General features: G+C 39.4%; 20 protein-coding genes. 11 read left to right on the plus strand and 9 right to left on the minus strand.

Translation table 11 applies throughout. From position 1 onward, the window contains the following. The first annotated feature begins 51 nt into the window (after positions 1 to 51). The 8 genes from rsxA to AACU95_RS06305 all read left to right on the plus strand — a co-directional run bounded on the left by rsxA (position 52) and on the right by AACU95_RS06305 (position 9,012). Positions 52 to 633, plus strand: coding sequence for an electron transport complex subunit RsxA (gene rsxA / locus AACU95_RS06270; protein WP_004243017.1), 582 nt, complete (start codon positions 52 to 54; stop codon positions 631 to 633). Further along, the gene (gene rsxB / locus AACU95_RS06275) at positions 633 to 1,259 is read left to right on the plus strand and encodes an electron transport complex subunit RsxB (protein WP_004243020.1); all 627 of its coding nucleotides are present in this window, start codon (positions 633 to 635) and stop codon (positions 1,257 to 1,259) included. The genes rsxA and rsxB overlap by 1 nt, the downstream gene beginning before the upstream one ends. Further along, the gene (gene rsxC, locus AACU95_RS06280) at positions 1,252 to 3,879 is read left to right on the plus strand and encodes an electron transport complex subunit RsxC (RefSeq protein WP_161737200.1); all 2,628 of its coding nucleotides are present in this window, start codon (positions 1,252 to 1,254) and stop codon (positions 3,877 to 3,879) included. Before rsxB ends, rsxC begins: the two co-directional genes overlap by 8 nt. 5 nt (positions 3,880 to 3,884) lie before the next feature. Further along, positions 3,885 to 4,961, plus strand: a complete 1,077-nt coding sequence (rsxD, locus tag AACU95_RS06285) for an electron transport complex subunit RsxD (RefSeq protein WP_004243022.1) — start codon at positions 3,885 to 3,887, stop codon at positions 4,959 to 4,961. A gap of 11 nt (positions 4,962 to 4,972) precedes the next feature. Then, a complete protein-coding gene (rsxG, locus tag AACU95_RS06290) occupies positions 4,973 to 5,599 on the plus strand; it encodes an electron transport complex subunit RsxG (RefSeq protein WP_004248104.1) in 627 nt (208 codons plus the stop codon). A gap of 1 nt (position 5,600) precedes the next feature. Next, a complete protein-coding gene (locus AACU95_RS06295; RefSeq protein ID WP_004243024.1) occupies positions 5,601 to 6,305 on the plus strand; it encodes an electron transport complex subunit E in 705 nt (234 codons plus the stop codon). Between the two features lie 12 nt (positions 6,306 to 6,317). Then, positions 6,318 to 6,956 (plus strand): endonuclease III, encoded by a 639-nt coding sequence (gene nth / locus AACU95_RS06300; RefSeq protein ID WP_004243025.1) that lies wholly within the window; start codon positions 6,318 to 6,320, stop codon positions 6,954 to 6,956. A gap of 112 nt (positions 6,957 to 7,068) precedes the next feature. After that, positions 7,069 to 9,012, plus strand: a complete 1,944-nt coding sequence (locus AACU95_RS06305; RefSeq protein WP_062814293.1) for an exoribonuclease II — start codon at positions 7,069 to 7,071, stop codon at positions 9,010 to 9,012. A 222-nt stretch (positions 9,013 to 9,234) separates the two neighbouring features. Here AACU95_RS06305 and yciH read toward each other — a convergent pair whose 3' ends face one another. The 5 genes from yciH to pgpB form a co-directional block, all read right to left on the minus strand. Beyond that, positions 9,235 to 9,558: a stress response translation initiation inhibitor YciH gene (gene yciH, locus AACU95_RS06310; protein ID WP_004248106.1), complete on the minus strand. Its 324-nt coding sequence runs from the start codon at positions 9,556 to 9,558 to the stop codon at positions 9,235 to 9,237. Then, positions 9,551 to 10,297 (minus strand): orotidine-5'-phosphate decarboxylase, encoded by a 747-nt coding sequence (pyrF, locus tag AACU95_RS06315; RefSeq protein ID WP_004248107.1) that lies wholly within the window; start codon positions 10,295 to 10,297, stop codon positions 9,551 to 9,553. The genes yciH and pyrF overlap by 8 nt, the downstream gene beginning before the upstream one ends. 43 nt (positions 10,298 to 10,340) lie before the next feature. After that, on the minus strand, positions 10,341 to 11,510 hold the full coding sequence (lapB, locus tag AACU95_RS06320; protein WP_004243030.1) for a lipopolysaccharide assembly protein LapB: 1,170 nt from the start codon (positions 11,508 to 11,510) through the stop codon (positions 10,341 to 10,343). A 12-nt stretch (positions 11,511 to 11,522) separates the two neighbouring features. Continuing rightward, positions 11,523 to 11,840, minus strand: coding sequence for a LapA family protein (locus AACU95_RS06325; RefSeq protein ID WP_004243031.1), 318 nt, complete (start codon positions 11,838 to 11,840; stop codon positions 11,523 to 11,525). A gap of 158 nt (positions 11,841 to 11,998) precedes the next feature. Next, positions 11,999 to 12,718, minus strand: a complete 720-nt coding sequence (pgpB, locus tag AACU95_RS06330) for a phosphatidylglycerophosphatase B (protein ID WP_062814292.1) — start codon at positions 12,716 to 12,718, stop codon at positions 11,999 to 12,001. 278 nt (positions 12,719 to 12,996) lie between these two features. Here pgpB and ribA point away from each other — a divergent pair, with 278 nt between their 5' ends. Next, on the plus strand, positions 12,997 to 13,596 hold the full coding sequence (gene ribA, locus AACU95_RS06335) for a GTP cyclohydrolase II (protein WP_004243033.1): 600 nt from the start codon (positions 12,997 to 12,999) through the stop codon (positions 13,594 to 13,596). Positions 13,597 to 13,825: 229 nt separating this feature from the next. Then, positions 13,826 to 14,641, plus strand: a complete 816-nt coding sequence (locus AACU95_RS06340) for a MetQ/NlpA family lipoprotein (RefSeq protein WP_141192218.1) — start codon at positions 13,826 to 13,828, stop codon at positions 14,639 to 14,641. Between the two features lie 54 nt (positions 14,642 to 14,695). Here AACU95_RS06340 and AACU95_RS06345 read toward each other — a convergent pair whose 3' ends face one another. Further along, the gene (locus AACU95_RS06345; protein WP_141192219.1) at positions 14,696 to 16,156 is read right to left on the minus strand and encodes a transferase; all 1,461 of its coding nucleotides are present in this window, start codon (positions 16,154 to 16,156) and stop codon (positions 14,696 to 14,698) included. Positions 16,157 to 16,362: 206 nt separating this feature from the next. Further along, entirely contained in the window at positions 16,363 to 19,035 is a 2,673-nt protein-coding gene (acnA, locus tag AACU95_RS06350; protein ID WP_004248112.1) for an aconitate hydratase AcnA, read from the minus strand. A gap of 221 nt (positions 19,036 to 19,256) precedes the next feature. On the opposite strand from acnA, the gene AACU95_RS06355 reads away from it, so the two are divergent. After that, a complete protein-coding gene (locus AACU95_RS06355; RefSeq protein WP_004248113.1) occupies positions 19,257 to 20,090 on the plus strand; it encodes a hypothetical protein in 834 nt (277 codons plus the stop codon). Positions 20,091 to 20,149: 59 nt separating this feature from the next. Here the strand turns inward: AACU95_RS06355 and cysB are convergent, their stop codons facing one another. Then, positions 20,150 to 21,124 (minus strand): HTH-type transcriptional regulator CysB, encoded by a 975-nt coding sequence (gene cysB, locus AACU95_RS06360; protein WP_004243041.1) that lies wholly within the window; start codon positions 21,122 to 21,124, stop codon positions 20,150 to 20,152. 441 nt (positions 21,125 to 21,565) lie between these two features. Then, positions 21,566 to 22,312: a hypothetical protein gene (locus AACU95_RS06365; protein WP_161737201.1), complete on the minus strand. Its 747-nt coding sequence runs from the start codon at positions 22,310 to 22,312 to the stop codon at positions 21,566 to 21,568. Positions 22,313 to 22,594: the final 282 nt, after the last annotated feature.

Consider the following 22,594-nt stretch of genomic DNA (forward strand, 5'->3'; position numbering starts at 1 on the left):
TCTTTATTTTATGAGGCTTTTTCTCCATTTTTTAACAATTTTGGCATAGCAATGACTGATTACTTGCTTTTATTCGTTGGTACCGTCTTGGTGAATAACTTTGTACTCGTCAAATTCCTCGGTTTATGCCCATTTATGGGTGTATCAAAAAAATTAGAAACCGCGATAGGAATGGGGTTTGCGACAACGTTTGTCATGACGATTGCCTCTATTAGCTCTTGGCTAATGGATACCTTTATTTTAGTTCCCTTAGACTTACTCTATTTACGTACACTCAGCTTTATTTTAGTGATTGCTGTTGTGGTGCAATTTACAGAAATGGTCGTAAGAAAGACGAGTCCAACGTTATATCGTCTATTGGGGATTTTCTTACCTTTAATTACCACCAACTGTGCCGTATTAGGGGTCGCATTACTGAATATCAATCAATCACATACCTTTATGCAATCAGCAGTATATGGTTTTGGTGCTGCGGTAGGATTCTCCTTAGTTATGGTGTTATTTGCAGCCATTAGAGAAAGACTGGCTGTCGCCAATATTCCTGCTCCTTTCAAAGGCTCTTCTATTGGCTTAATTACTGCGGGTTTAATGTCTCTTGCCTTTATGGGTTTTAGTGGTTTGGTGAAACTGTAATGAATTCTTTATGGATAGCAATTGGTGTACTGGGTGTACTAGGGCTTCTATTCGGCCTGATTTTAGGTTATTCCGCTCGTCGCTTTAAAGTAGAAGAAGATCCTATTGTGGAAAAAATTGATGCCATATTACCACAGAGTCAGTGTGGTCAGTGTGGTCATCCTGGTTGCCGCCCTTATGCAGAAGCGGTAGCTAATAATGGAGAAATGATTAACCGTTGTGCACCGGGTGGTGAACAGGTTATGTTAAAAATTGCCGAACTGATGGGGGTTGATCCACAACCACTTGACGGTGATGAAGAAGCATTAAATCCGGTGAGAAAAGTGGCTTTAATTGATGAAGACAACTGCATCGGGTGCACAAAATGTATTCAAGCATGCCCAGTGGATGCCATCGTCGGCGCTACTCGTGCAATGCACACCATAATAGAAGATCTCTGCACAGGGTGTGATTTATGTGTTCCACCTTGTCCAACAGACTGTATTACTTTAGTTCCTGTGAAAATGACGACCTCTAATTGGAAATGGGATTTAAATACTATCCCTGTAAGAAATATTCCTGCAGAGCCAGAAGAAACACCCGAAGATGAACCGTCATTAAAGACGGAGGATAACGCTCATGTTTAATCTCTTTTCGTTATTTAAAAAAGATAAAATTTGGGATTTTAAAGGCGGCATTCATCCTCCCGAAATGAAATTACAATCAAGTCGCACGCCTATGCGTATAGCCCAGTTACCGGATGAGGTTACCATCCCTATTCATCAACACTTAGGTACTCCTGGGCAACTTTGCGTTAAAGTGGGTGATCATGTTTTAAAAGGCCAAGCCTTAACTCGTGGTGTAGGAAGAACATTACCTGTTCATGCTTCTATATCAGGTACGGTCACGGCAATAGAGCCATTTCCAAGCACTCACCCTTCTGGTCTGCCTGAAATTGCAGTGAAAATTGTCTCTGATGGTAAAGACGAATGGCGAGAAAAATCACCACTAGTTGACTATCAATCACAAAGTAAAGAGGTATTGCTTACCCGTATTCATGAAGCAGGCATTGCTGGATTAGGGGGAGCGGGTTTTCCAACAGCCACAAAATTAAAAGGTGGTGGTGATTTAGTTAAAACGCTCATCATAAATGCCGCTGAATGTGAGCCTTATATCACAGCTGATGACAGACTTATGCAAGAGCACGCAGATGAAGTTATTGCGGGTTGTCAGATATTAATGCATATACTGTCACCGGATGAAGTGCTGATTGGTATTGAAGATAACAAACCTGAAGCTATTGCCGCCTTAAAACAAGCATTAGCAGCACTCACAAATGAAAAACGTATTTTTATTCGGGTGATCCCTACCAAATATCCATCTGGAGGCGCTAAACAGTTAACAAAAATATTAACGGGCAAAGAAGTTCCTTCTGGCGGTCGCTCCTCTGATATTGGCGTATTAATGCAAAATGTGGGGACGGTAGTGGCAATTAAACGTGCCATTATCGATGATGAACCTTTAATTGAACGTGTCGTTACCGTAACTGGACAAGGGGCTAAAACCCCAGGTAACTTTTGGGCACGTTTAGGTACTCCTATTTATGCACTTATAAAACAAGCAGGCTTTGTTGCTGGCTCTGAGCAGATGGTCATTATGGGGGGGCCTTTAATGGGCTTCACCTTACCTGACTTAAATGCCCCCGTTATAAAAATTACTAACTGCTTATTAATTCCCTCTCCAGAAGAGATGGATACAGATAATATTGAAGAAGCCTGTATCCGTTGTGGTCAATGTGTTGACGCCTGCCCTAGTGGTTTACTACCACAACAACTTTACTGGTTTAGTAAAGGGAAAGAGCATGAGAAAGCGCAACAACATAATTTATTTGACTGCATTGAGTGCGGGGCTTGTGCTTTTGTCTGCCCTAGTAATATTCCATTAGTGCAATATTACCGCCAAGAAAAAGCAGAAATACGAGAAATTGATGCGGAAGCTAAGCGAGCGGCTGAAGCTAAGGCTCGCTTTGAAGCGAAAAAAATCCGTATGGAACGAGAAAAGCTTGAACGTGAGGCAAGACATCAACGTGCTGCAGTTAAGCTTGATGATCACCAACAAAATGAAGTGCAATCTGCACTTTCTCGTGTAAAAGAAAAACATAGCATTGGCAAAATTATTGCTGTTAAAGCAGGAGAACAACCTGACAACGCAGCGGCTATTGCTGCACGCAAAAAACGTAAAGAAGAAGCCCGAGCAAAACAAGCTGCTAAATTGGCACAACAGGTACCACAAAATACCCATACCACCGCCGATGCAGAAAGTGATCCGCGCAAAGCCGCTGTAGCGGCAGCATTAGCTCGTGTAAAAGCTAAGAAAGCTCAACAAGCGCAAGCAACTGCAAAAGTAGACACTCCTGCTGAAACTCCGGCAGAGGTGGAAACCGATCCGCGCAAAGCTGCTGTAGCCGCAGCATTGGCTCGGGTAAAAGCTAAGAAGGCTCAACAAGCACAGGCAACTGCAAAAGTAGACACACCGGCTGAAACTCCGGCAGAGGTGGAAACCGATCCACGTAAAGCAGCTGTGGCTGCTGCTATTGCTCGGGTAAAAGCTAAAAAATCTCAACAAGCACAGGCAACTGCAAAAGTAGACATACCTGCTGAAACTCAGGCTGAGGTGGAAACCGATCCACGTAAAGCGGCTGTCGCCGCTGCCATTGCCCGTGTAAAAGCTAAGAAAGCTCAACAAGCGCAAGCAACTACAGAAATAGACATACCGGCTGAAACTCAGGCTGAGGTGGAAACCGATCCGCGCAAAGCCGCTGTGGCTGCTGCTATTGCTCGGGTCAAAGCTAAAAAAGCTCAACAAGCGCAAGCAACTGCAGAAATAGACACACTGGCTGAAACTCCAGCAGAGGTGGAAACCGATCCGCGCAAAGCTGCTGTCGCCGCTGCTATTGCCCGCGTAAAAGCTAAAAAAGCTCAACAAGCGCAAGCAACTGCAGAAATAGACACACCTGCTGAAACTCCGGCTGATGCTGAGGTGGAAACCGATCCACGTAAAGCTGCTGTCGCCGCTGCTATTGCTCGGGTAAAAGCTAAAAAAGCCCAACAAGCGCAAGCAACTGCAAAAGTAGACACACCGGCTGAAACTCAGGCTGAAGTGGAAACCGATCCGCGCAAAGCCGCTGTCGCTGCTGCTATTGCTCGGGTAAAAGCTAAAAAAGAAGCACAGCAACGCCATGCTAAAGAAGAAGTGACATTGGATTAATACAAATGAAATTTAGACCAATACAAAATAACAATAGCAAATTGAAAATCGCCAGCTCTCCATTTACTCATAATCAACAATCCACCAGTCAAGTGATGTTGTGGGTAATATTGGCCGCTATTCCAGGTATTCTATGCCAACTCTACTTCTTTGGTTTAGGGACGCTATATCAAATCATCTTGGCAATCATTGTCGCGCTATTGGCGGAGACTATTTGTGTCAAACTCAGAAAAGAAGATCCACTTCTATACCTAAAAGATAATTCCGCTTTACTAACAGGTATCTTACTAGCAATTAGTATTCCTCCTTTAGCGCCTTGGTGGATAATTGTTTTAGGGACATTTTTTGCGGTTGTTATTGCCAAACATATTTATGGCGGATTAGGTCAAAACCCATTTAATCCCGCGATGGTCGGTTATGTGGTGCTATTGATCTCCTTTCCTGTACAAATGACATCATGGATGCCCCCCATTGAATTACAAGCAGTGTCTTATAACTTTATAGATAGCTTAAGCATTTTCTTTACCGGACATACACCCTCAGGACTCACCCTTGAAGATTTAAGACGCTCTGTAGATGGCATTACCCAAGCCACACCACTTGATAGTTTTAAAACCGGATTATTAACCCACTCTATTGATGAAGTATTAGCAACGCCAATCTTACAAGGTGGATTTGCGGGAATGGGTTGGCAATGGGTGAATGTTGCCTATCTGGTTGGGGGCGTTATCTTGTTATATAAACGAATTATTAGCTGGCAAATTCCTGTTGCCATGTTAACGCTGCTTGGTGTTTGTTCGCTGATCAGTTGGGGGATCGATGCTACTCGTTACTCTCAGCCACTATTACAGCTTTTCTCAGGTGCGACGATGTTAGGTGCTTTCTTTATTGCCACCGATCCTGTTAGCGCCTCCACCACACCAAAAGGGCGATTAATCTATGGTGCAATCATTGGCCTATTAGTGTGGATTATTCGTGTCTATGGTGGCTATCCTGATGCCGTGGCCTTCTCAGTCCTATTAGCTAATATTGCTGTACCGCTTATTGATAGTTATACCCGTCCTCGGGTTTATGGACATTAATGGAGATAATGATGATCGAGATACTAAAACGTCATGGGTTAACATTAGCTATCTTTGCGGCCTGTACCACAGGGTTAACGGCTGTCGTCTATCACTTGACGGCGAATACTATCGCAGAGCAAGCGGCTTTAGAAAAACAGAAATTATTAGACCAAGTGATCCCAACCTCTCTCTACAATAACCATCTCGCGCAAGATTGTTATATTTTGACAGATAAAGCATTAGGTAATGAAAAACCACATAAACTTTATGTTGCTCGTTTTAATGGTAAACCTGTCGCCGCCGCATTAGAATCAACGGCACCGGACGGTTATTCAGGGGCGATTGAATTATTGGTTGGTGCTGATTTTAGTGGCAAAGTACTCGGTGTTCGCGTGACAACACATAATGAAACACCGGGGCTAGGTGATAAAATAGAAACGCGTATTTCAGATTGGATTTACTCATTAAGTAACAAGTTTATTACCAGTGCTCATGACTCACATTGGGCGGTAAAAAAAGATGGTGGTGATTTTGACCAATTCACCGGAGCAACTATCACACCAAGAGCCGTCGTTAATGCATCAAAACGCACTGCATGGTTAATACAATCTTTACCTGAAAAATTAGATACCCTTTCAGCTTGTGAGGCGAATTAAAATGAGTATGATCAAAGAACTGTTTTCACAAGGATTATGGAAGAATAACTCTGCTTTAGTTCAATTATTAGGGCTGTGCCCATTACTGGCAGTGTCTTCTACCGCGACCAATGCTTTAGGCTTAGGTCTAGCCACAACATTAGTATTAGTTTGTACCAATGTGGCAGTGTCGAGTTTACGTCGTTGGGTTCCCTCTGAAATTCGTATTCCAATTTATGTTATGATTATCGCATCCGTTGTTAGTGCGGTACAATTGCTTATCAATGCCTATGCTTATGGTTTATACCAATCGTTAGGAATATTTATTCCTCTTATTGTCACTAACTGTATTGTGATTGGTCGTGCAGAGGCGTTTGCAGCTAAAAATGAAGTTTTCCCTTCAGCAATTGATGGCTTTGCTATGGGATTAGGTGCAACAGCGGCACTTTTTGTTTTAGGGGCAATGCGTGAAATATTAGGTAATGGCACTTTATTTGATGGTGCTGATTTATTATTAGGTGAATGGGCGCAAGTATTAAGGGTTGAGATAGTACATTTAGACTCACCTTTCTTACTGGCTATTTTACCACCCGGTGCCTTTATTGGTTTAGGTTTTATGCTGGCCATAAAATACCTGATTGATGAAAAACAGAAAAAACGCGTTCCATCCACGACCAAAACCTATGAAAAAGAACAAGGTTGTGGCAGTCATATTGTTAAAAACTAATTTGTGAGCATAATGAATCAAGCTAAACGTATAGAAATTTTAACTAGGTTGCGGGATAACAATCCGCATCCTACTACTGAGTTAAGATTTAACTCCCCGTTTGAATTATTGATCTCCGTGTTACTCTCTGCACAAGCCACCGATGTTAGTGTTAATAAGGCAACAGCAAAACTTTACCCTGTTGCCAATACACCTCAAGCAATGCTGGAATTAGGTGTTGAGGGGATCAAATCCTATATTAAGACCATTGGCCTATTTAATACAAAAGCTGAGAATGTGATTAAAACCTGCCAAATATTGGTAGATAAACATCATGGCCAAGTTCCTGAAAATAGAGAAGCTTTAGAGGCATTACCCGGTGTCGGTCGTAAAACAGCGAATGTCGTACTTAACACCGCTTTTGGTTGGCCGACCATTGCTGTTGATACACATATCTTTCGCGTGTGTAATCGCACTAAATTTGCACCGGGAAAAAATGTTAATGAAGTGGAACAAAAACTGCTAAAAGTGGTACCGGCAGAATTTAAAGTCGATTGCCACCATTGGCTTATCCTGCATGGTCGTTATACCTGTATTGCCAGAAAACCACGGTGTGGCTCTTGTATTATTGAAGATCTCTGTGAGTATACCGAAAAAACAGATCCACAATAACATTGTGCAAATTTCTCTGTTTTTCTGATGCATATTACTTGCGTCATTACACACAATCGAATAAAACTATTGCCCACTTTTATTATTAAAATTGCCGACTTTCCGGAAAAATATGTTTCAAGACAATCCGCTGCTTGCTCAGCTAAAACAGCAACTCCATGCCCAAACACCGCGCGTGGAAGGCCTTGTAAAAGGGACAGATAAAGGCTTTGGCTTCCTTGAAGTTGATGGTCAGAAAAGCTATTTTATCCCTCCTCCTCAAATGAAAAAAGTGATGCACGGTGATCGCATTATTGCTGCCGTACATACTAATAATGATAAAGAGTCCGCTGAGCCTGAAGAGCTGGTAGAACCCTTTTTGACTCGCTTTGTCGGCCGTGTTCAGAAAAAAGAAGGTGATAATCGTCTATGGATTATTCCTGATCACCCTCTACTCAAAGATGCCATTCCTTGTCGTCCTATAAAAAGCTTAACACATCCATTTGCCGATCAAGATTGGGCAGTGGCGGAAATGCGCCGACATCCTCTTAAAGGTGATAAACATTTTCAAGCTGAATTAACTGATTTTATTACCGATAAAGATGACCATTTTGCACCTTGGTGGGTGACATTAATGCGTCATCAATTAGAGCGAAATGCACCTGAAGTAGACAGTGAAACATTAACCTTACATGATGATCTACCACGTGAAGATTTAACCGCGCTCTCCTTTGTGACCATCGATAGTGCTTCAACCGAAGATATGGACGATGCGTTATATATTCGTAAAGAAGAAAATGGCCAACTTTCACTGTATATCGCTATTGCCGATCCAACGGCTTATATTCAGCCTAATAGCAAATTAGATACCATTGCCGCACAACGAGCGCTAACAAACTATCTACCGGGCTTTAATATCCCGATGTTACCTCGTGAGCTATCAGATAATCTCTGCTCATTGCGCCCTAATGAAAAACGCCCTGCGTTAGTCTGCCAAGTGGGTATCATGGAGGATGGTGCATTAACCGATGAGATCCACTTCTACTCAGCATGGGTAGAATCAAAAGCAAAACTGGTTTATGACAATATTTCTGATTGGCTAGAAGGTGAAGAAACACCGTGGGCACCCGAAAATGAGATTGTTCATGAACAAGTCATGCTGTTAAAAGAGATGAGCGAGAAACGTCATATATGGCGTGAACAACATGCTCTCGTCTTTAAAGAGCGTCCTGACTATCGCTTTATTCTTGATGACAGTGGCAACGTATTAGATATCGTGGCGGAAAAACGTCGTACTGCCAACCGTATCGTGGAAGAAGCGATGATCACCGCCAATATTTGTGCGGCAAAGGTACTTAGTCGTAATCTCGGTTTTGGTATTTATAACGTTCATACTGGTTTTGATCCGCTCTATATTGATCAAGTCTCACAAACCTTAAAAGAGCACGGTATTGAAACTAACGCAGATGAGTTATTAACCCTTGAAGGTTTCTGTCGCTTACGTCGTGAACTGGATAATCAGCCAAACCAATTCCTTGATAGCCGTATTCGTCGTTTCCAAAACTTCGCTGAAATAAAAACAGAGCCAGGCCCTCACTTTGGTTTAGGCCTTGAAGCTTATGCGACATGGACATCACCGATCCGTAAATACAGTGATATCTTAAATCACCGTTTATTAAAAGCGATTATCAGCAAAAGTGCGGCAGAAAAACCGCAAGATGAAGATTGTGTTCGTATTGCCGAACGTCGTCGTGCTAACCGTATGGCCGAGCGCGATGTCGGTGATTGGTTATATGCGCGCTTCTTAAAACCTTTTGCTGGCACTGAGAGTACCTTTAATGCCGAAATTATTGATATTACTCGTGGTGGTATTCGGGTACGTTTAGTTGAAAATGGGGCTATTGCCTTTATTCCTGCACCATTTTTACATGCGGTACGTGACGAAATTCAATGTAGTCAAGAAACTGGCTCTGTCATTATTAAAGGTGAAACAGCCTATAAGCTCAACGACATTATTCCGGTACGTATTGAAGATGTGAAACTAGAAACGCGTAATATTGTTGCTCGTCCGATTTAACAGCTATTTAGCGTAATAGATATTATCAAGCTGATAACCTACTCAGGTTATCAGCTTTTTTATTTATTGCATTTTGCGACTCTACAGATATATAAAGTGACACTGTCACCACTAAAACTAGTTTGCTAATAATAAAAATGCGCCGACCTTCAACAAGATAAGCGCACTATATGTAGAATACTAGGCTTCAATCGATGATTGGGGTTGTGATAAAGAACTACCTTAGCCTCCGGCCAATTTCACTTTCATCCCTTTCGCTTCTAATAAAGATTTAATTAAATCCCGTTTATCACCTTGGATTTCAATTAATCCCTCTTTAACACTGCCACCACAACCACATTTCTTTTTTAATTCAGCCGCTAATTTAGCCAGAGCTGCATCATCCAAATCAATACCGGAGATAACACAAACACCCTTACCTTTACGGCCACTGGTTTGACGTTGGATACGCACAATACCATCACCGGCGGGGCGTGTAGGTTTCTGCTCTTCTTCTTTAATCCGACCAATATCAGTGGAATAAACCAGCCGAGAATTATTATCCATGTTGCACAACACCTTGTATAGAACGATTAATTTGCTGTAAAGTTTCCAGTGGATTTTCACTGCGTGTAATAGGTCTGCCGATCACCATATAATCCACCCCAGCCACTATCGCTTGCTCTGGCGTCATAACTCGACGCTGATCACCCACTTCGCTCCCCGCGGGTCGAATTCCGGGAGTGACCAATAAAAAGTCATCACCACACACTTGTTTAAAACGAGTGGCTTCATGGGCCGAACATACCACACCATCAAGACCACAGGCTTTAGCCAGTAATGCTAAGCGTTCGGCTTGTTCTGCTGGAGTTAGGTTAATGCCCAATTCAGTGAGATCGGATTGATCCATACTGGTCAACACAGTGACAGCGGTTAATAGCGGTGCCTCTTTGCCAAATGATCTTAAGCTCTCCTTTGCCGCACGCATCATACGACTACCACCACTCGCATGCACATTTACCATCCATACCCCTAAATCGGCAGCCGCGGCAACTGCTCTCGCCACCGTATTGGGTATATCATGAAATTTTAAATCTAAGAAAATATCAAACCCTTGCTGTTGCAATTGCGTTACAAATTGCGGTCCAAAGCGAGTAAACATCTCTTTACCAATTTTAAGGCGACAAGATGAAGGGTCGATACGTTGTGCAAAATCGAGTGCACTTTTTTGGTCTTCATAGTCTAGTGCCACAATAACGGGCGCGCAGGTAGAGCTGGGCGATTTTTTATCACAATCAAATGACATTTTAAGGCCTTTATTTATCAAGAGACTATTAAAAGTGACATCGTCACTGACCATCTAAGCCACGTATCGGCTTAACGGTATCCCAAGAGCGACAGGATGGACAATGCCAATATAATGCATGGGAGGTAAAACCACATTTATGGCAACGGTAATCAGGTTTTGTGCGGATCTGCTCACCGACCATATAACGTAATAAGATCAGACTCTCTTTTGCGCGTCCTTCTTCTGCTTCAGCTAAATGATAGCGCATTAAACGATAGAAAAGTCGCATGGTAGGATGACGTTCTAGTTGGCGATTAATATATAACTGTGCGGCTTCAATGCCCTCTTTCTCTTCAATAATATCGGCAAGATAAAGCTCTGCAATGGCACCACAATTACTCTCGACACATTGACGTAGATAGGCTTCCCAACGTGCGGGATCACCTTGAGATTGGAAGCATTCAAAAAGCATTGGCAAGGTCTCACTGACCATCTCTTTATCTTGCTCAATCACTTTCATTAATACATCAATGGCTTTATTTTTTTCATCGCGCGCGATATAGATACGACCATACATAATGGAAACACGGGCACAAAGTGGATCCATTTGCCCGGCTTTTTGTAGAAAACTTAGCGCATTATCAAGATTATCACTGCTCATTTCTTGCAATGCGAGTTCACAATAGAAATGAGCAATTTGCTCTTTAAGTTCATGTTGACCCAGTTTTACCAATTTCTCTGCGGTTTCTATCGCCTTACCCCAGTCACTGGTAAGTTGATAAATGGCTAGGAGGGATTGTAATGCACTTTGACGAAAATCCTGCTCATCAATCAGCTGTAAAAACATATGTTCAGCGCGATCATAAACCCCTGCTGCGACATAATCACGGCCAAGTTGCTGAATAGCGAGAAGACGTTGTTCAAAAGAGAGTGCCGCGCTCTCCATTAACGATTGGTGAATACGAATCGCACGTTCAACTTCACCACGAGAGCGAAATAGATTACCTAAAGTAAGATGTGCTTCAAAGGCTGAGCTATCCTCTTTAAGCATTTCAAGGAACAGATCAACCGCTTTGTCTTGTTGATCAGAAAGTAAAAAGTTAACCCCTGCCACATATTCACGTGACAGGCGATCGGCATTTTGCTGTTTATCCTGTTGCGCACCACGACGCCCCATATACCAGCCATAAGCCGCAGCGACCGGTAATAACAGAAACAGCAACTCAAGCATCTATTCTCGTCCTTATTTTACAGTAGAAACGGCTGTAGAACGATTTTCTTGGCTTTCTTGTTTGGTTTGCTCACTTTCAAGGCGCTTAATTTTACGCTTTGCTCTTACTAATGATAAACGTACTCGCAAGTAAAAAACGCCACTGACGATCCAGCCCAGTACAAAACCAACACCAAACAGCGTGGCTAATAAAGTAGAGATACGATATTCACCTTGAGCAATAAGATAATTGAAGGTGATCACCTGATCATTATTTGAACCTAACGTCATGGCTATTACGACAATAGCTAGCACCAGAACAACCAAAATAAAAAGTAGAACTTTCTTCACATTATTTCCTTTTTATTCTCTTTTCTTTGGATAAGGGATAAAGGTAGCATTTTCACCACTCACAAAGAAAGTCATTTCTTAGAATCATCTGATTTTCGTATATTTTTTCACATAAATAGTGAAAAATAAATTCGCTATCTCAAAAAGAAAAACGATTATCAAGGTTTTAACAACAATCGTCGTTCAATCATCCAAAATGCACACCACACCAACACAGCACTAATCAGAATACCGACAATCACATCAGATGCCCAGTGCATACCTAATATTATTCGTCCGACAGTCACATCAATACCCCATAATATCCCTAAGCTGGCTAAAAAATAGTGGCGTCGTAACATACACAGCACAAACACAAATAAAGCCAGTGTTGCAGAGAATAAGCTGTGTCCAGAAGGAAAGGCATAACCGGTTTCTGCTCGCCAATGGCTTAATTGCCATTGAGGGATCAGCGACGAATGAGATAATCCATTATGCAACAGTTGCTCACGCTCAGGACGAGACACTTGGTAAAAATGTTCTGGTGATATTGATAGTTGGTTACTGACCCAAACCACATAAGGTCGTGGCTCTTTAACGCTATTTTTTACAACCACTTTGATCAACTGCCCCAACACCAAAGTCGCGACCATAATAATTGCCAACTGAATAAATGCTTTTTTAGGTAGTTTAAGAATAAAAAAGAGCAAAACAAGGCAAAGTAATATAGTTAAAGCTCCCCAAGGTTTAGCCGCACTATTGGCTATCCATAAAGTGCTTTCGCCTCCCAGAGGATGTGCTGATGGTTGCCATTGCCATCCCAGAATAAGCACCACAATAGGTACAATCAAAAGCAATCCACTTCCTAAAAGCATCAATACTGATATTTGCTTATTCAATCTATTTGTCCTTATCTATTCTGTATGCACTGTTTTTATTTACTGATGATTAACTGATATAAATGATTAGTATAAACAATACCAGTTTAGCAATAAATAATTATGCAAGTAGGCTTAAAATCTGATAATTTGTTTAGGTGTGATTTATTAAGTGTGTGTGATCAAATTCCCTGCCGATTTAGACAAGGAACCATTTCAGTGTTTTATTTCTCTTTGTCCTCGTTATAAAGTGTATAATCTTGAACGAGAGTATCACCTGAAATTATGAGTCAAAAATAATGAAATTAAGACGTATCGCAGAAGCAAAACTCCCTACTCCTTTTGGTGAGTTTTTAATGGTGGGTTTTGAAGAAATTGCCACAGGAAAAGATCATGTTGCCCTCGTTTTTGGTGACATTTCTGGCACAAAACCCGTTTTATCCCGTATTCATTCTGAATGTTTAACTGGCGATGCACTATTTAGCCTGCGTTGTGATTGTGGTTTTCAGCTAGAAGCTGCCCTTTCACAAATTAGCAAAGAAGGCCGTGGTGTATTACTTTATCATCGCCAAGAAGGTCGCAATATTGGTTTACTTAATAAAATCCGCGCTTATGCATTACAAGACCAAGGATTAGATACTGTCGAAGCTAATCTAAAGTTAGGATTTAAAGCCGATGAGCGTGACTTCACCCTTTGCGCTGATATGTATAATCTATTAGGCATACATGAAGTACGATTATTAACCAATAATCCAAAGAAAATCGAAATAATGAAAGAAGCTGGGATCAACGTGGTAGAGCGTGTTCCATTAATCGTAGGACGTAATCCAAGTAATGCTCATTATCTTGATACTAAAGCGGATAAAATGGGACATATGTTATTTAAAAAAGCGCAATAACATAAATATCGGATAGATTATCAGCGTTATTATTCAATCCGGGTGATTTAGCCCGGATTTTATTTTCCTGCACTTACCCCCATCAAGCTACTGACTATTTTCAAGATGATTTTTTTATCCTTTAATTATTAAATTATATCATGTGAAATTTTATCATATGGCAAGCTGTTGACTCTTTAACTGGCTTTAAGCTATTTATAACTAAATAATTTTTAATAGGAATAGCATAATGCCATTACATTTTTCTGGTAGGATTTTTGCGTCTCTTTTATTAGCTGGGACACTATTAACAGGTTGCGATAACAATGATAACAACCGTTATGCAATTAAAGTGGGGGTGATTAATGGTGCAGAGCAAGATGTGGCAGAAGTCGCTAAAAAAGTGGCTAAAGAAAAATATGGTTTAGAGGTTGAGCTGGTGGGTTTTAGTGGCTCATTGTTACCTAACGATCCCACTGCAAACAAAGAATTAGATGCCAATGTGTTCCAACATCGCCCTTTCCTTGAGCAAGATAATCGTTCTCGTGGTTATAACCTCGTCGCGGTAGGCAATACCTTTGTTTTTCCTATGGCGGGTTATTCAACCAAAATTAAACATCCTCAAGAATTAAAACCCGGTGATACAATAGCACTGCCCAATGATCCAACCAACTTGGGGCGCGCATTATTATTGCTACAAAAAGAGAAACTGATCACCTTAAACCCTGACAGTGGCCTATTACCCACAACACTCGATATTATTGATAATCCACTTAAATTAAATATTATGCAATTAGAAGGTGCGCAACTACCACGAGTATTAAACGATCCCCAAGTAACAGTTGCGATAATTAGCACAACTTATATCCAACAAATTAATTTATCACCAACCAAAGACAGTATTTTTATTGAAGATAAAAGTTCACCTTATACTAATATTATTGTTACAAGAAAAGATAATAAAGAAGCAGAGAATGTACGCGATTTTATTAAAGCCTACCAGTCACCCGAAGTGGCAACAGCCGCTGAGACCATTTTTAAAGGTGGTGCTATTCAAGGGTGGTAAACACAACTTATAATTTATCAGGTCACTTATAATAAGTGACCTATTTATTAATAGTTATGACCCAAAATAAAACTTTAATTTATTATTTTCATCTGCTTTAATTGATACTTGAAGATCATTACCATATTGATCATATATAATACAATTCATTTCTTCATCTTTCCTACTGGATGTAAACGCTTTTCCATATTCTATACTATAGCTCCAGAAACATACCCCATCCTCATCATTTGCTGATGTGACCGGAATTAAAGTATCTGGTTTAAAATGGAATTCCTTAGTGTAATAATGAGGCTTTAATGGAATTTTTTTAATATATTTATCAGTCGATGTGCTAATAATCTGATAATGACCTTTTTGAAAATAATGAAAAGATTTATTTTCTTCATACTCTACACTCTTAGTTATCGTTCTATTATTACCGTTAAACCTTAGATAATATTTCGTCAAGACATCACCTGATGTTTCTACATCTTTTTCTATTCTAGGATTTACTAGCGGTTCTATGTCTACATCTGCTTCTGTAAATATTTTTTTTGGTGCAACGTCCAGAATGATAAAATTTAAATAATCACTGTAATTATTTTTAAAGGCTGTAGTATACTCTTTTCCTTTAATGTGAGTCTGTGCACAAATCCTAAAGGTATCTATCACTTTATTAACAGAAAGATAAATAACACAAGTAGATGCATCAGGGGAGTTCAATGTTGCTTCTTTACTGCTTGGAAATACAAATCCATTTTCTTTATCAGATAAAGAAATATTATTGCGGTCAATAGGAAGATTTTTTTCATTTACAATATGTGTATTTCTATAAATATCTTCTTTGGCTATTTTTATGATACGACCATTTTTATCTAAAGCCTCTATATAAATAGTAATAGGTACCTGATGTCTACCATTAACATATGCAGTCGCTGTACTGTTATATCTATTAATATAAATATAAAATGCTCTTAGTTCATCAATATCATCCCAAGAGCCAAATTGGCTCTTAATAACCTCACCTTTCGATACAATTGTATTTCCCTCAACAGTCGCATAACCAGTCACCCAACCATTTTTTTCAACTATTGCATCACCACGAACAATAGCATATTCTGATACTTTAGCATTATCTTTAATAACAGCATTATCATATATTACAGCATCGTCAGATATTCTCGCATTATCTTTAATAACTGCATTATCATATATTACAACATCATCAGATATTGTCACATTATCTTCCACTAGCACATTACCATAAATCTCTGCATTGTCTTTTACTTTACTATTTCCCTTAACTATTGCATTACCGTAGATCTTCACATTATTTCTTATAATTGCATTATCTGTGACTTTAGCATTACCAAATACCATTACATTATCAAAAATAAAACAATTATCATCTCTGCTTAAATTACTTTCATTTTCTATCCATCCTCCTGGACTATCTGTATACACTCTTCTAATTCTATATAAAGTAACACCATTATATTCTTTTGTTTCACTCGTTATTTTATATTTCTTCATAAACACCTCCATAATAACACCCTGTTAATATTGTTATATTAACTTGATACTCATTAAAAATACGTTTAGCATTTAATGGTTAGTTTATAGTATTAGATGAAATCATTTGTCGATATTATGAAATATAAAAATATTCTATTATAAAAAAGAAAGCGAAGAATTAATTCATCATTCTTCGCCAACTAATTAATACTTACTAAATTATTTTACAACATATTACGAATAACATAATGCAAGATCCCGCCATGTTCAAAATAAGCCAGCTCAGTTTGCGTATCAATACGACAACGAGCCATAATAGTTTCTTGGCGACCATCTGCAAAAGTAATATTGACAGCGACATCTTGACCCGGTGTTAGCGAATTAAGCCCCGTTATCTCAATTTTTTCATCACCTTTGAGCCCTAAAGTCTGGCGTGATACACCGTTAGGAAATTCTAAAGGTAATACTCCCATACCAATCAAATTAGAACGGTGAATACGTTCAAACGATCCGGCTATCACCACTCGCACACCTAATAATCGTGTACCTTTGGCGGCCCAGTCACGGCTAGAGCCTGATCCATATTCATTACCGGCAATAATGGCTAAAGGCGTATTTTCTTGCTGATAACGCATCGCCGCATCATAAATGGCTAACGTTTCTCCCGTTGGAATATGTTTTGTAAAGCCCCCTTCGATCCCCGGCACCATTTCATTACGAATACGAATATTTGCAAAAGTTCCTCGCATCATGACTTCGTGATTACCACGTCTTGAACCGTAAGAGTTAAAGTCTTTTGGTTCAACACCATGCTCTCGAAGATAACGCCCAGCAGGGCTATCGGCTTTAATATTCCCAGCAGGTGAAATATGATCGGTGGTCACCGAGTCACCTAATATGGCTAAAATACTGGCTTGGTGAATATCTTTAATCGCCTCTGGTGTTTTTGTCATACCTTCAAAAAAAGGAGGATGGCGAATATAGGTAGAATCAGGTTGCCAAGCATACACCGGGGTATCTTGTATTTTTAGTGATTGCCAAGTTTCATCACCATCAAATACCGCAGAATACTCTTTATGGAACATCTGCGTTTTTACTTTTTCCACCGCATCGGCAATGGCTTTACTGTCAGGCCAAATATCTTTCAAATAGACTGGATTGCCCTGCTTATCTTCACCTAATGGCTCTTTGGTCAAATCAATATTCATATTACCAGATAGCGCATAAGCCACGACTAAAGGAGGAGAAGCAAGCCAGTTGGTTTTCACTAAAGGATGGATACGACCTTCAAAGTTACGATTACCCGATAATACAGCGGCTATAGTTAAATCATTATCTTTAATCGCCTCTTCAATCGGGGCTAATAAAGGCCCTGAGTTACCAATACATGTGGTACAACCATAACCAACCAAATTAAAACCAAGTTTATCTAAATAAGGTGTTAATCCTGCCAGTGCTAAGTAGTCTGTCACCACTTTAGAGCCGGGGGCTAATGACGATTTGACCCATGGCTTACGCTGTAGGCCTTTTTCTACCGCATTTTTAGCCAGTAGACCTGCGGCCATTAAGACATTAGGGTTAGAGGTATTGGTACATGAGGTGATCGCTGCAATCACTACCGCACCATCCGTTAAGGTAAAAGGAGGCTGATTATCAATGGTGACCTGAGGATATTGAGCAAGAGGTTTTTTATTTGTTTCAAGCTCTACAGCAGCTTTAAATGCTTTTGGTACATTCAGCAAGTTAACTCTATCTTGTGGTCGTTTAGGGCCAGCAAGACTTGCTTCCACAGTGCCCATATCTAACGATAAGGTTGAGGTGAAAATAGGTTCATCACCGGCATGACGCCATAAGCCTTGCTCTTTACTATAGGCTTCAACTAATGCAATTTCTTGCTCTTCACGCCCGGTAAGACGTAAATAATCTAGTGTAATTTCGTCAATAGGAAAGAAGCCACAGGTTGCACCATATTCAGGTGACATATTGGCAATCGTCGCTCGGTCAGCAAGAGGCAAAGAAGCCAGTCCATCACCATAAAACTCAACAAATTTCCCTACCACACCATGTTGACGTAACATTTGCGTTACGGTTAATACTAGGTCAGTCGCTGTGATCCCCTCACGTAGTTTACCCGTTAACTTAAAACCTACCACATCAGGGATCAGCATTGAGATCGGTTGGCCTAACATCGCAGCTTCCGCTTCAATGCCACCAACGCCCCAACCCAATACGCCCAGACCATTGATCATAGTAGTATGTGAATCGGTTCCAACCAAAGTATCAGGGTAAGCAATATGTCGGCCATTTTGTTGTTCAGACCATATCGCTTTACCTAAATATTCTAAGTTAACCTGATGGCAAATGCCCGTTCCAGGAGGTACTACACGAAAACGTTCAAACGACTGTTGCCCCCAACGTAAAAAGAGATAACGCTCATAGTTACGCTGCATTTCAATTTCAACGTTTTTCTCAAAAGCATCATCACTGGCATATTTATCAACCATCACCGAATGGTCGATAACCAAGTCAACAGGAGAAAGTGGATTAACTTTTTCTACATTTCCCCCCAAAGATTTTACGGCTTCACGCATAGCGGCTAAATCAACAACGGCAGGTACACCCGTAAAATCTTGCATTAATACTCTTGCTGGGCGATAGGCAATTTCACGGGAGGCGTGGGCATTTTTTTGCCAATCTACCAATGCCTTAATATCATCTTCAACAACCGTATCATCATCAAGATAGCGGACTAAATTTTCTAGCAGAACCTTTAACGATTTAGGGAGACGAGTGATATCCCCTAATTGACGAGCAACTTCAGAAAGACGGTAATACTCATATTGATGAGTACCTACAGAGAGCGTAGAAAGACTCTCCTTTTTCAGACGTAACGACATAGCTCCTCTCCTTCTTATTTTTATGCTGACAGCAATCACAAACTATCAAAATAGGTAAGGTTATCTATTAACCATATCATAGAAAGAGAAATTTCGCTTACGGACCACACGATTTGTTAATATGATGTTATTGAGATTATATTACTAACAAAACTTAATCTCTTTCTTTTAACTTAATTAGGATTTAATGGGGCTATTATTGCAAATAAAGGATAATGTATATGAACAATCAACAAGCCGAACAACTAAAAAAGATTATGATGGCTGATAGTTATTTTGCACAACCTATTACGCCCCCTTTTCCACAGCCTTTAGCAATAAAATCATTACAACAGACACTTAATATCAAAGATACAGAAGGACTTGTTCAATTTATTATCGCTTCACCTAAACGTTTTAACGAATCAGAAAAAATGATCATGACACAGCTGAAAGATATACAAATTGCCTTAATCTCTATTATGTCGAATCATCTTTCAGTATTAAAAAAAGAAGATAGTGAAGCTTATTATCAACCAGAGCATTGGCTAGAAACCCTTAATCATTTGCCTTTGCTTAGCCGTAATAAAGTTGAAAGCAAACGACTTGATAAGCAAACATTTGATTTTTCAATTGCTCAAGCCTTTGTGCAACTGTTATTAGGTGCAGCCATTAATGCAGCGTCACCGTCATTAGCCGAGTTTATCGATTTTTTACGCAATCAGGGACAACAAATTGAACTAGGAATACGCCAATCCTTTGATAGCTATAAAACGATAACTATTGCAGGTGTGACGGAAATCCTTAATCATAATAATCAGCTTATTTTTGTACCTAAATTAAAAATAATGAGTCTACGTTTCTCACATCGAACAGCCAAAATGTTATTAGCCAGTTGTTCGGGGCGAAAATTTACGATTTCAGTAGAATACACAACAATCACCTCAATTTTTGATATTGGTGCACTTAATGATCCACTGATTAATCGACAATTTTATGCTTTTTTAAATAAGTTTCGTCAGTTGAGTATTACTCAATCTGATTCATTTTTTAGTGGGGACTTTTTATTGCAATAGCATTAATGTTATAAGTTACATAATGGTAAAAGGCGGGATAATATACCCGCCTTTGCGTATTAAACTAAAGGTAACTCGATATCTTTAAATAACTCTTCAATTTCTTCATTGGTGCGTAAAGCTGTCGCTTGTTCCACCAAATTACGTGTTAGATGTGGGGCAAAACGCCACATAAAGTCATACATATAACCGCGTAAAAAACCACTACGTCGAAATGCAATTTTTGTGGTGCTATAACTAAATTTATCACGCATATCAATAGCGACTAAATCGCTATCAAGCATCGGATCAAATGCCATACTCGCAATCACACCAATACCTAAGTGTAGCCTGACATAAGTTTTTATTACATCCGCATCCGTTGCAGTAAAAACAATTTTAGGCTTTAAACCCACTTTACCAAAGGCTTCGTCAAGATCAGAACGCCCAGTAAAACCATGGGTATAAGTAACGATATCGTAAGTTGCAAGCTCTTGTAAGGTAACTTCACGCTTTTGCGCCAATGGGTGATCTTTAGTTACCACCACAATACGATTCCAACGATAACAAGGTAACATCACTAAATCGTTATACAGATGTAGTGATTCTGTCGCTATAGCAAAATCACTTTTACCACGGCAAACATCTTCTGCAATTTGTGTCGGTGAACCCTGATTCATATGTAATGACACTTCGGGATAACGTTCTATAAAACCTTTAATCACTGGGGGTAAAACATAACGCGCTTGTGTATGAGTGGTGGCAATAGAAAGCGAACCGCGATCAGGATAAGTGTGTTCCCCTGCAGCCGAACGGATAGCTTCTGTTTTGGATAATATCTCACGAGATAATCTGACAATTTCTTCCCCCGCTGGCGTCACATGTGTTAAGTGCTTACCACTGCGAGAGAATATTTGTATACCCAACTCATCTTCTAGCATACGAATTTGTTTACTGATCCCCGGCTGAGAGGTATATAAACGCTCTGCTGTCGTTGAGACGTTTAAATCGTTATTCACCACTTCAACGATATAACGCAACTGTTGTAATTTCATAGAAGCACGATCCCTTTACAAAAGACTTATTATTCTGTTATTCCGCTCATATTCATATAACTAAAAAGAATAATAAATAAGCAATATATAACCACTATATCACTTATTTCATTTCGGTCTAACGTAATTAATAAGGTTATTTAGGTTTTATTATATCGAATAGTTATAAGCTATAAAAATCGGTAGAAATCTTGCTGTCTCTGGATGGTCTTGATTGTATTGTGATAATAACAATTTACTGATTCGATTTGCTGTTAAAACCACTGTACTATTGCCTAGTAAGCGTTGGAAAGTACAGTAAACGGTCAGGAGCAACAGAATCATATTTAACGTAATGTACATACATAGAAGATGATCACCATCGAAGGTTAGCTCATATCAAATAAATCTATAAGATTGCATAGTTAAATTAATAGTTGAATTAGAATAGTAACCTATTGATTAATCAATATATCTCACAAAAGAAGTAAACGCTTTTTCATCACTATTCTCGATTATTTCATTAAAACTAACCCTTCCAGTATAAATAGAAAAGGTCGGCTCTTTAATACTCCCATTAGGAAAAATAACTTTTTCATCTTTTGAGATAGTCGTGGTTAATTTAGGTTCAACTTTATAATTAAAATAGATTTCTCCATCTGATTTATTGGATAGTTTTTTCTCACCTTCCGTGATTGATGGTGAATAATAGATAGATTGATCATCTTCTTCCACTATAACAGGGGCTAATGTAGTAAATAGTTCTATTTTTGAATGTTTGTCATCGACAATTTGGATAACCTTACTAATCACCATATGATTTTTATAAATGGTAGAGACTGGCGCTAGTTTTATTTCTACTAACTTCCAATTACACCATCCCCCTCCATCAATAGGCACGGTGTAGGTTGCGGTTTTATTATCCTCTGCTATTTTACGCTCTACCTCCACTTTTTGTGTTAAAGAGGAATAAGTGACTTCGGTATAATCAGCACTAAAATGAGAACGTTCACACTTATTAGATGTATAAGTACCTCGGACTTGCACTACCATTTCAGGGTAAATAGTTGAATAAACCGTGATTTTTTTGCCATCATTATTCATATTGACGGGGAATTTATTATCCAGATATATATTGATAAGCCCACTACAACCACCTAACAATAGATAAGGGATAAGAACAAATAATTTAATCATTGTCATTAACATAGTTAATCCCCATTCAACTCCGCTCACCTGCTTAAAATCGCAATCGCATATCCCTTCTTACACTTTAGACAGCAAAAAACTACTTACTCCCCCAAACAGATTAATCAATCGATATATCGAACAAAAGAAGTAAACGTTTTTTCATCACTATTCTCGATTATTTCATTAAAACCAATTATTTTACTATAAGTCGATCCACTCAGTGTTTTAATATTGCCATTAGGGAAAATAGCTTTGTTATCCTTTGAGATAGTCGTGGTTAGTTTAGGTTCAACTTTATAA

The sequence above is a fragment of the Proteus sp. G4415 genome, from assembly GCF_963896075.1.
Classification (GTDB): Bacteria; Pseudomonadota; Gammaproteobacteria; order Enterobacterales; family Enterobacteriaceae; genus Proteus; species Proteus mirabilis.

Bases quoted from the DNA above. Each gene is read 5' to 3' on its own strand.
- acnA (WP_004248112.1), bottom strand. From the start codon at position 19,035: ATGTCGTTACGTCTGAAAAAGGAGAGTCTTTCTACGCTCTCTGTAGGT.
- AACU95_RS06345 (WP_141192219.1), bottom strand. From the start codon at position 16,156: ATGAAGAAATATAAAATAACGAGTGAAACAAAAGAATATAATGGTGTT.
- AACU95_RS06365 (WP_161737201.1), bottom strand. From the start codon at position 22,312: ATGTTAATGACAATGATTAAATTATTTGTTCTTATCCCTTATCTATTG.
- AACU95_RS06355 (WP_004248113.1), top strand. From the start codon at position 19,257: ATGAACAATCAACAAGCCGAACAACTAAAAAAGATTATGATGGCTGAT.
- lapB (WP_004243030.1), bottom strand. From the start codon at position 11,510: ATGCTTGAGTTGCTGTTTCTGTTATTACCGGTCGCTGCGGCTTATGGC.
- yciH (WP_004248106.1), bottom strand. From the start codon at position 9,558: ATGGATAATAATTCTCGGCTGGTTTATTCCACTGATATTGGTCGGATT.
- cysB (WP_004243041.1), bottom strand. From the start codon at position 21,124: ATGAAATTACAACAGTTGCGTTATATCGTTGAAGTGGTGAATAACGAT.
- rsxD (WP_004243022.1), top strand. From the start codon at position 3,885: ATGAAATTTAGACCAATACAAAATAACAATAGCAAATTGAAAATCGCC.
- AACU95_RS06295 (WP_004243024.1), top strand. From the start codon at position 5,601: ATGAGTATGATCAAAGAACTGTTTTCACAAGGATTATGGAAGAATAAC.
- pyrF (WP_004248107.1), bottom strand. From the start codon at position 10,297: ATGTCATTTGATTGTGATAAAAAATCGCCCAGCTCTACCTGCGCGCCC.
- rsxA (WP_004243017.1), top strand. From the start codon at position 52: ATGACTGATTACTTGCTTTTATTCGTTGGTACCGTCTTGGTGAATAAC.
- rsxG (WP_004248104.1), top strand. From the start codon at position 4,973: ATGATCGAGATACTAAAACGTCATGGGTTAACATTAGCTATCTTTGCG.
- rsxC (WP_161737200.1), top strand. From the start codon at position 1,252: ATGTTTAATCTCTTTTCGTTATTTAAAAAAGATAAAATTTGGGATTTT.
- AACU95_RS06340 (WP_141192218.1), top strand. From the start codon at position 13,826: ATGCCATTACATTTTTCTGGTAGGATTTTTGCGTCTCTTTTATTAGCT.
- AACU95_RS06305 (WP_062814293.1), top strand. From the start codon at position 7,069: ATGTTTCAAGACAATCCGCTGCTTGCTCAGCTAAAACAGCAACTCCAT.
- rsxB (WP_004243020.1), top strand. From the start codon at position 633: ATGAATTCTTTATGGATAGCAATTGGTGTACTGGGTGTACTAGGGCTT.
- nth (WP_004243025.1), top strand. From the start codon at position 6,318: ATGAATCAAGCTAAACGTATAGAAATTTTAACTAGGTTGCGGGATAAC.
- ribA (WP_004243033.1), top strand. From the start codon at position 12,997: ATGAAATTAAGACGTATCGCAGAAGCAAAACTCCCTACTCCTTTTGGT.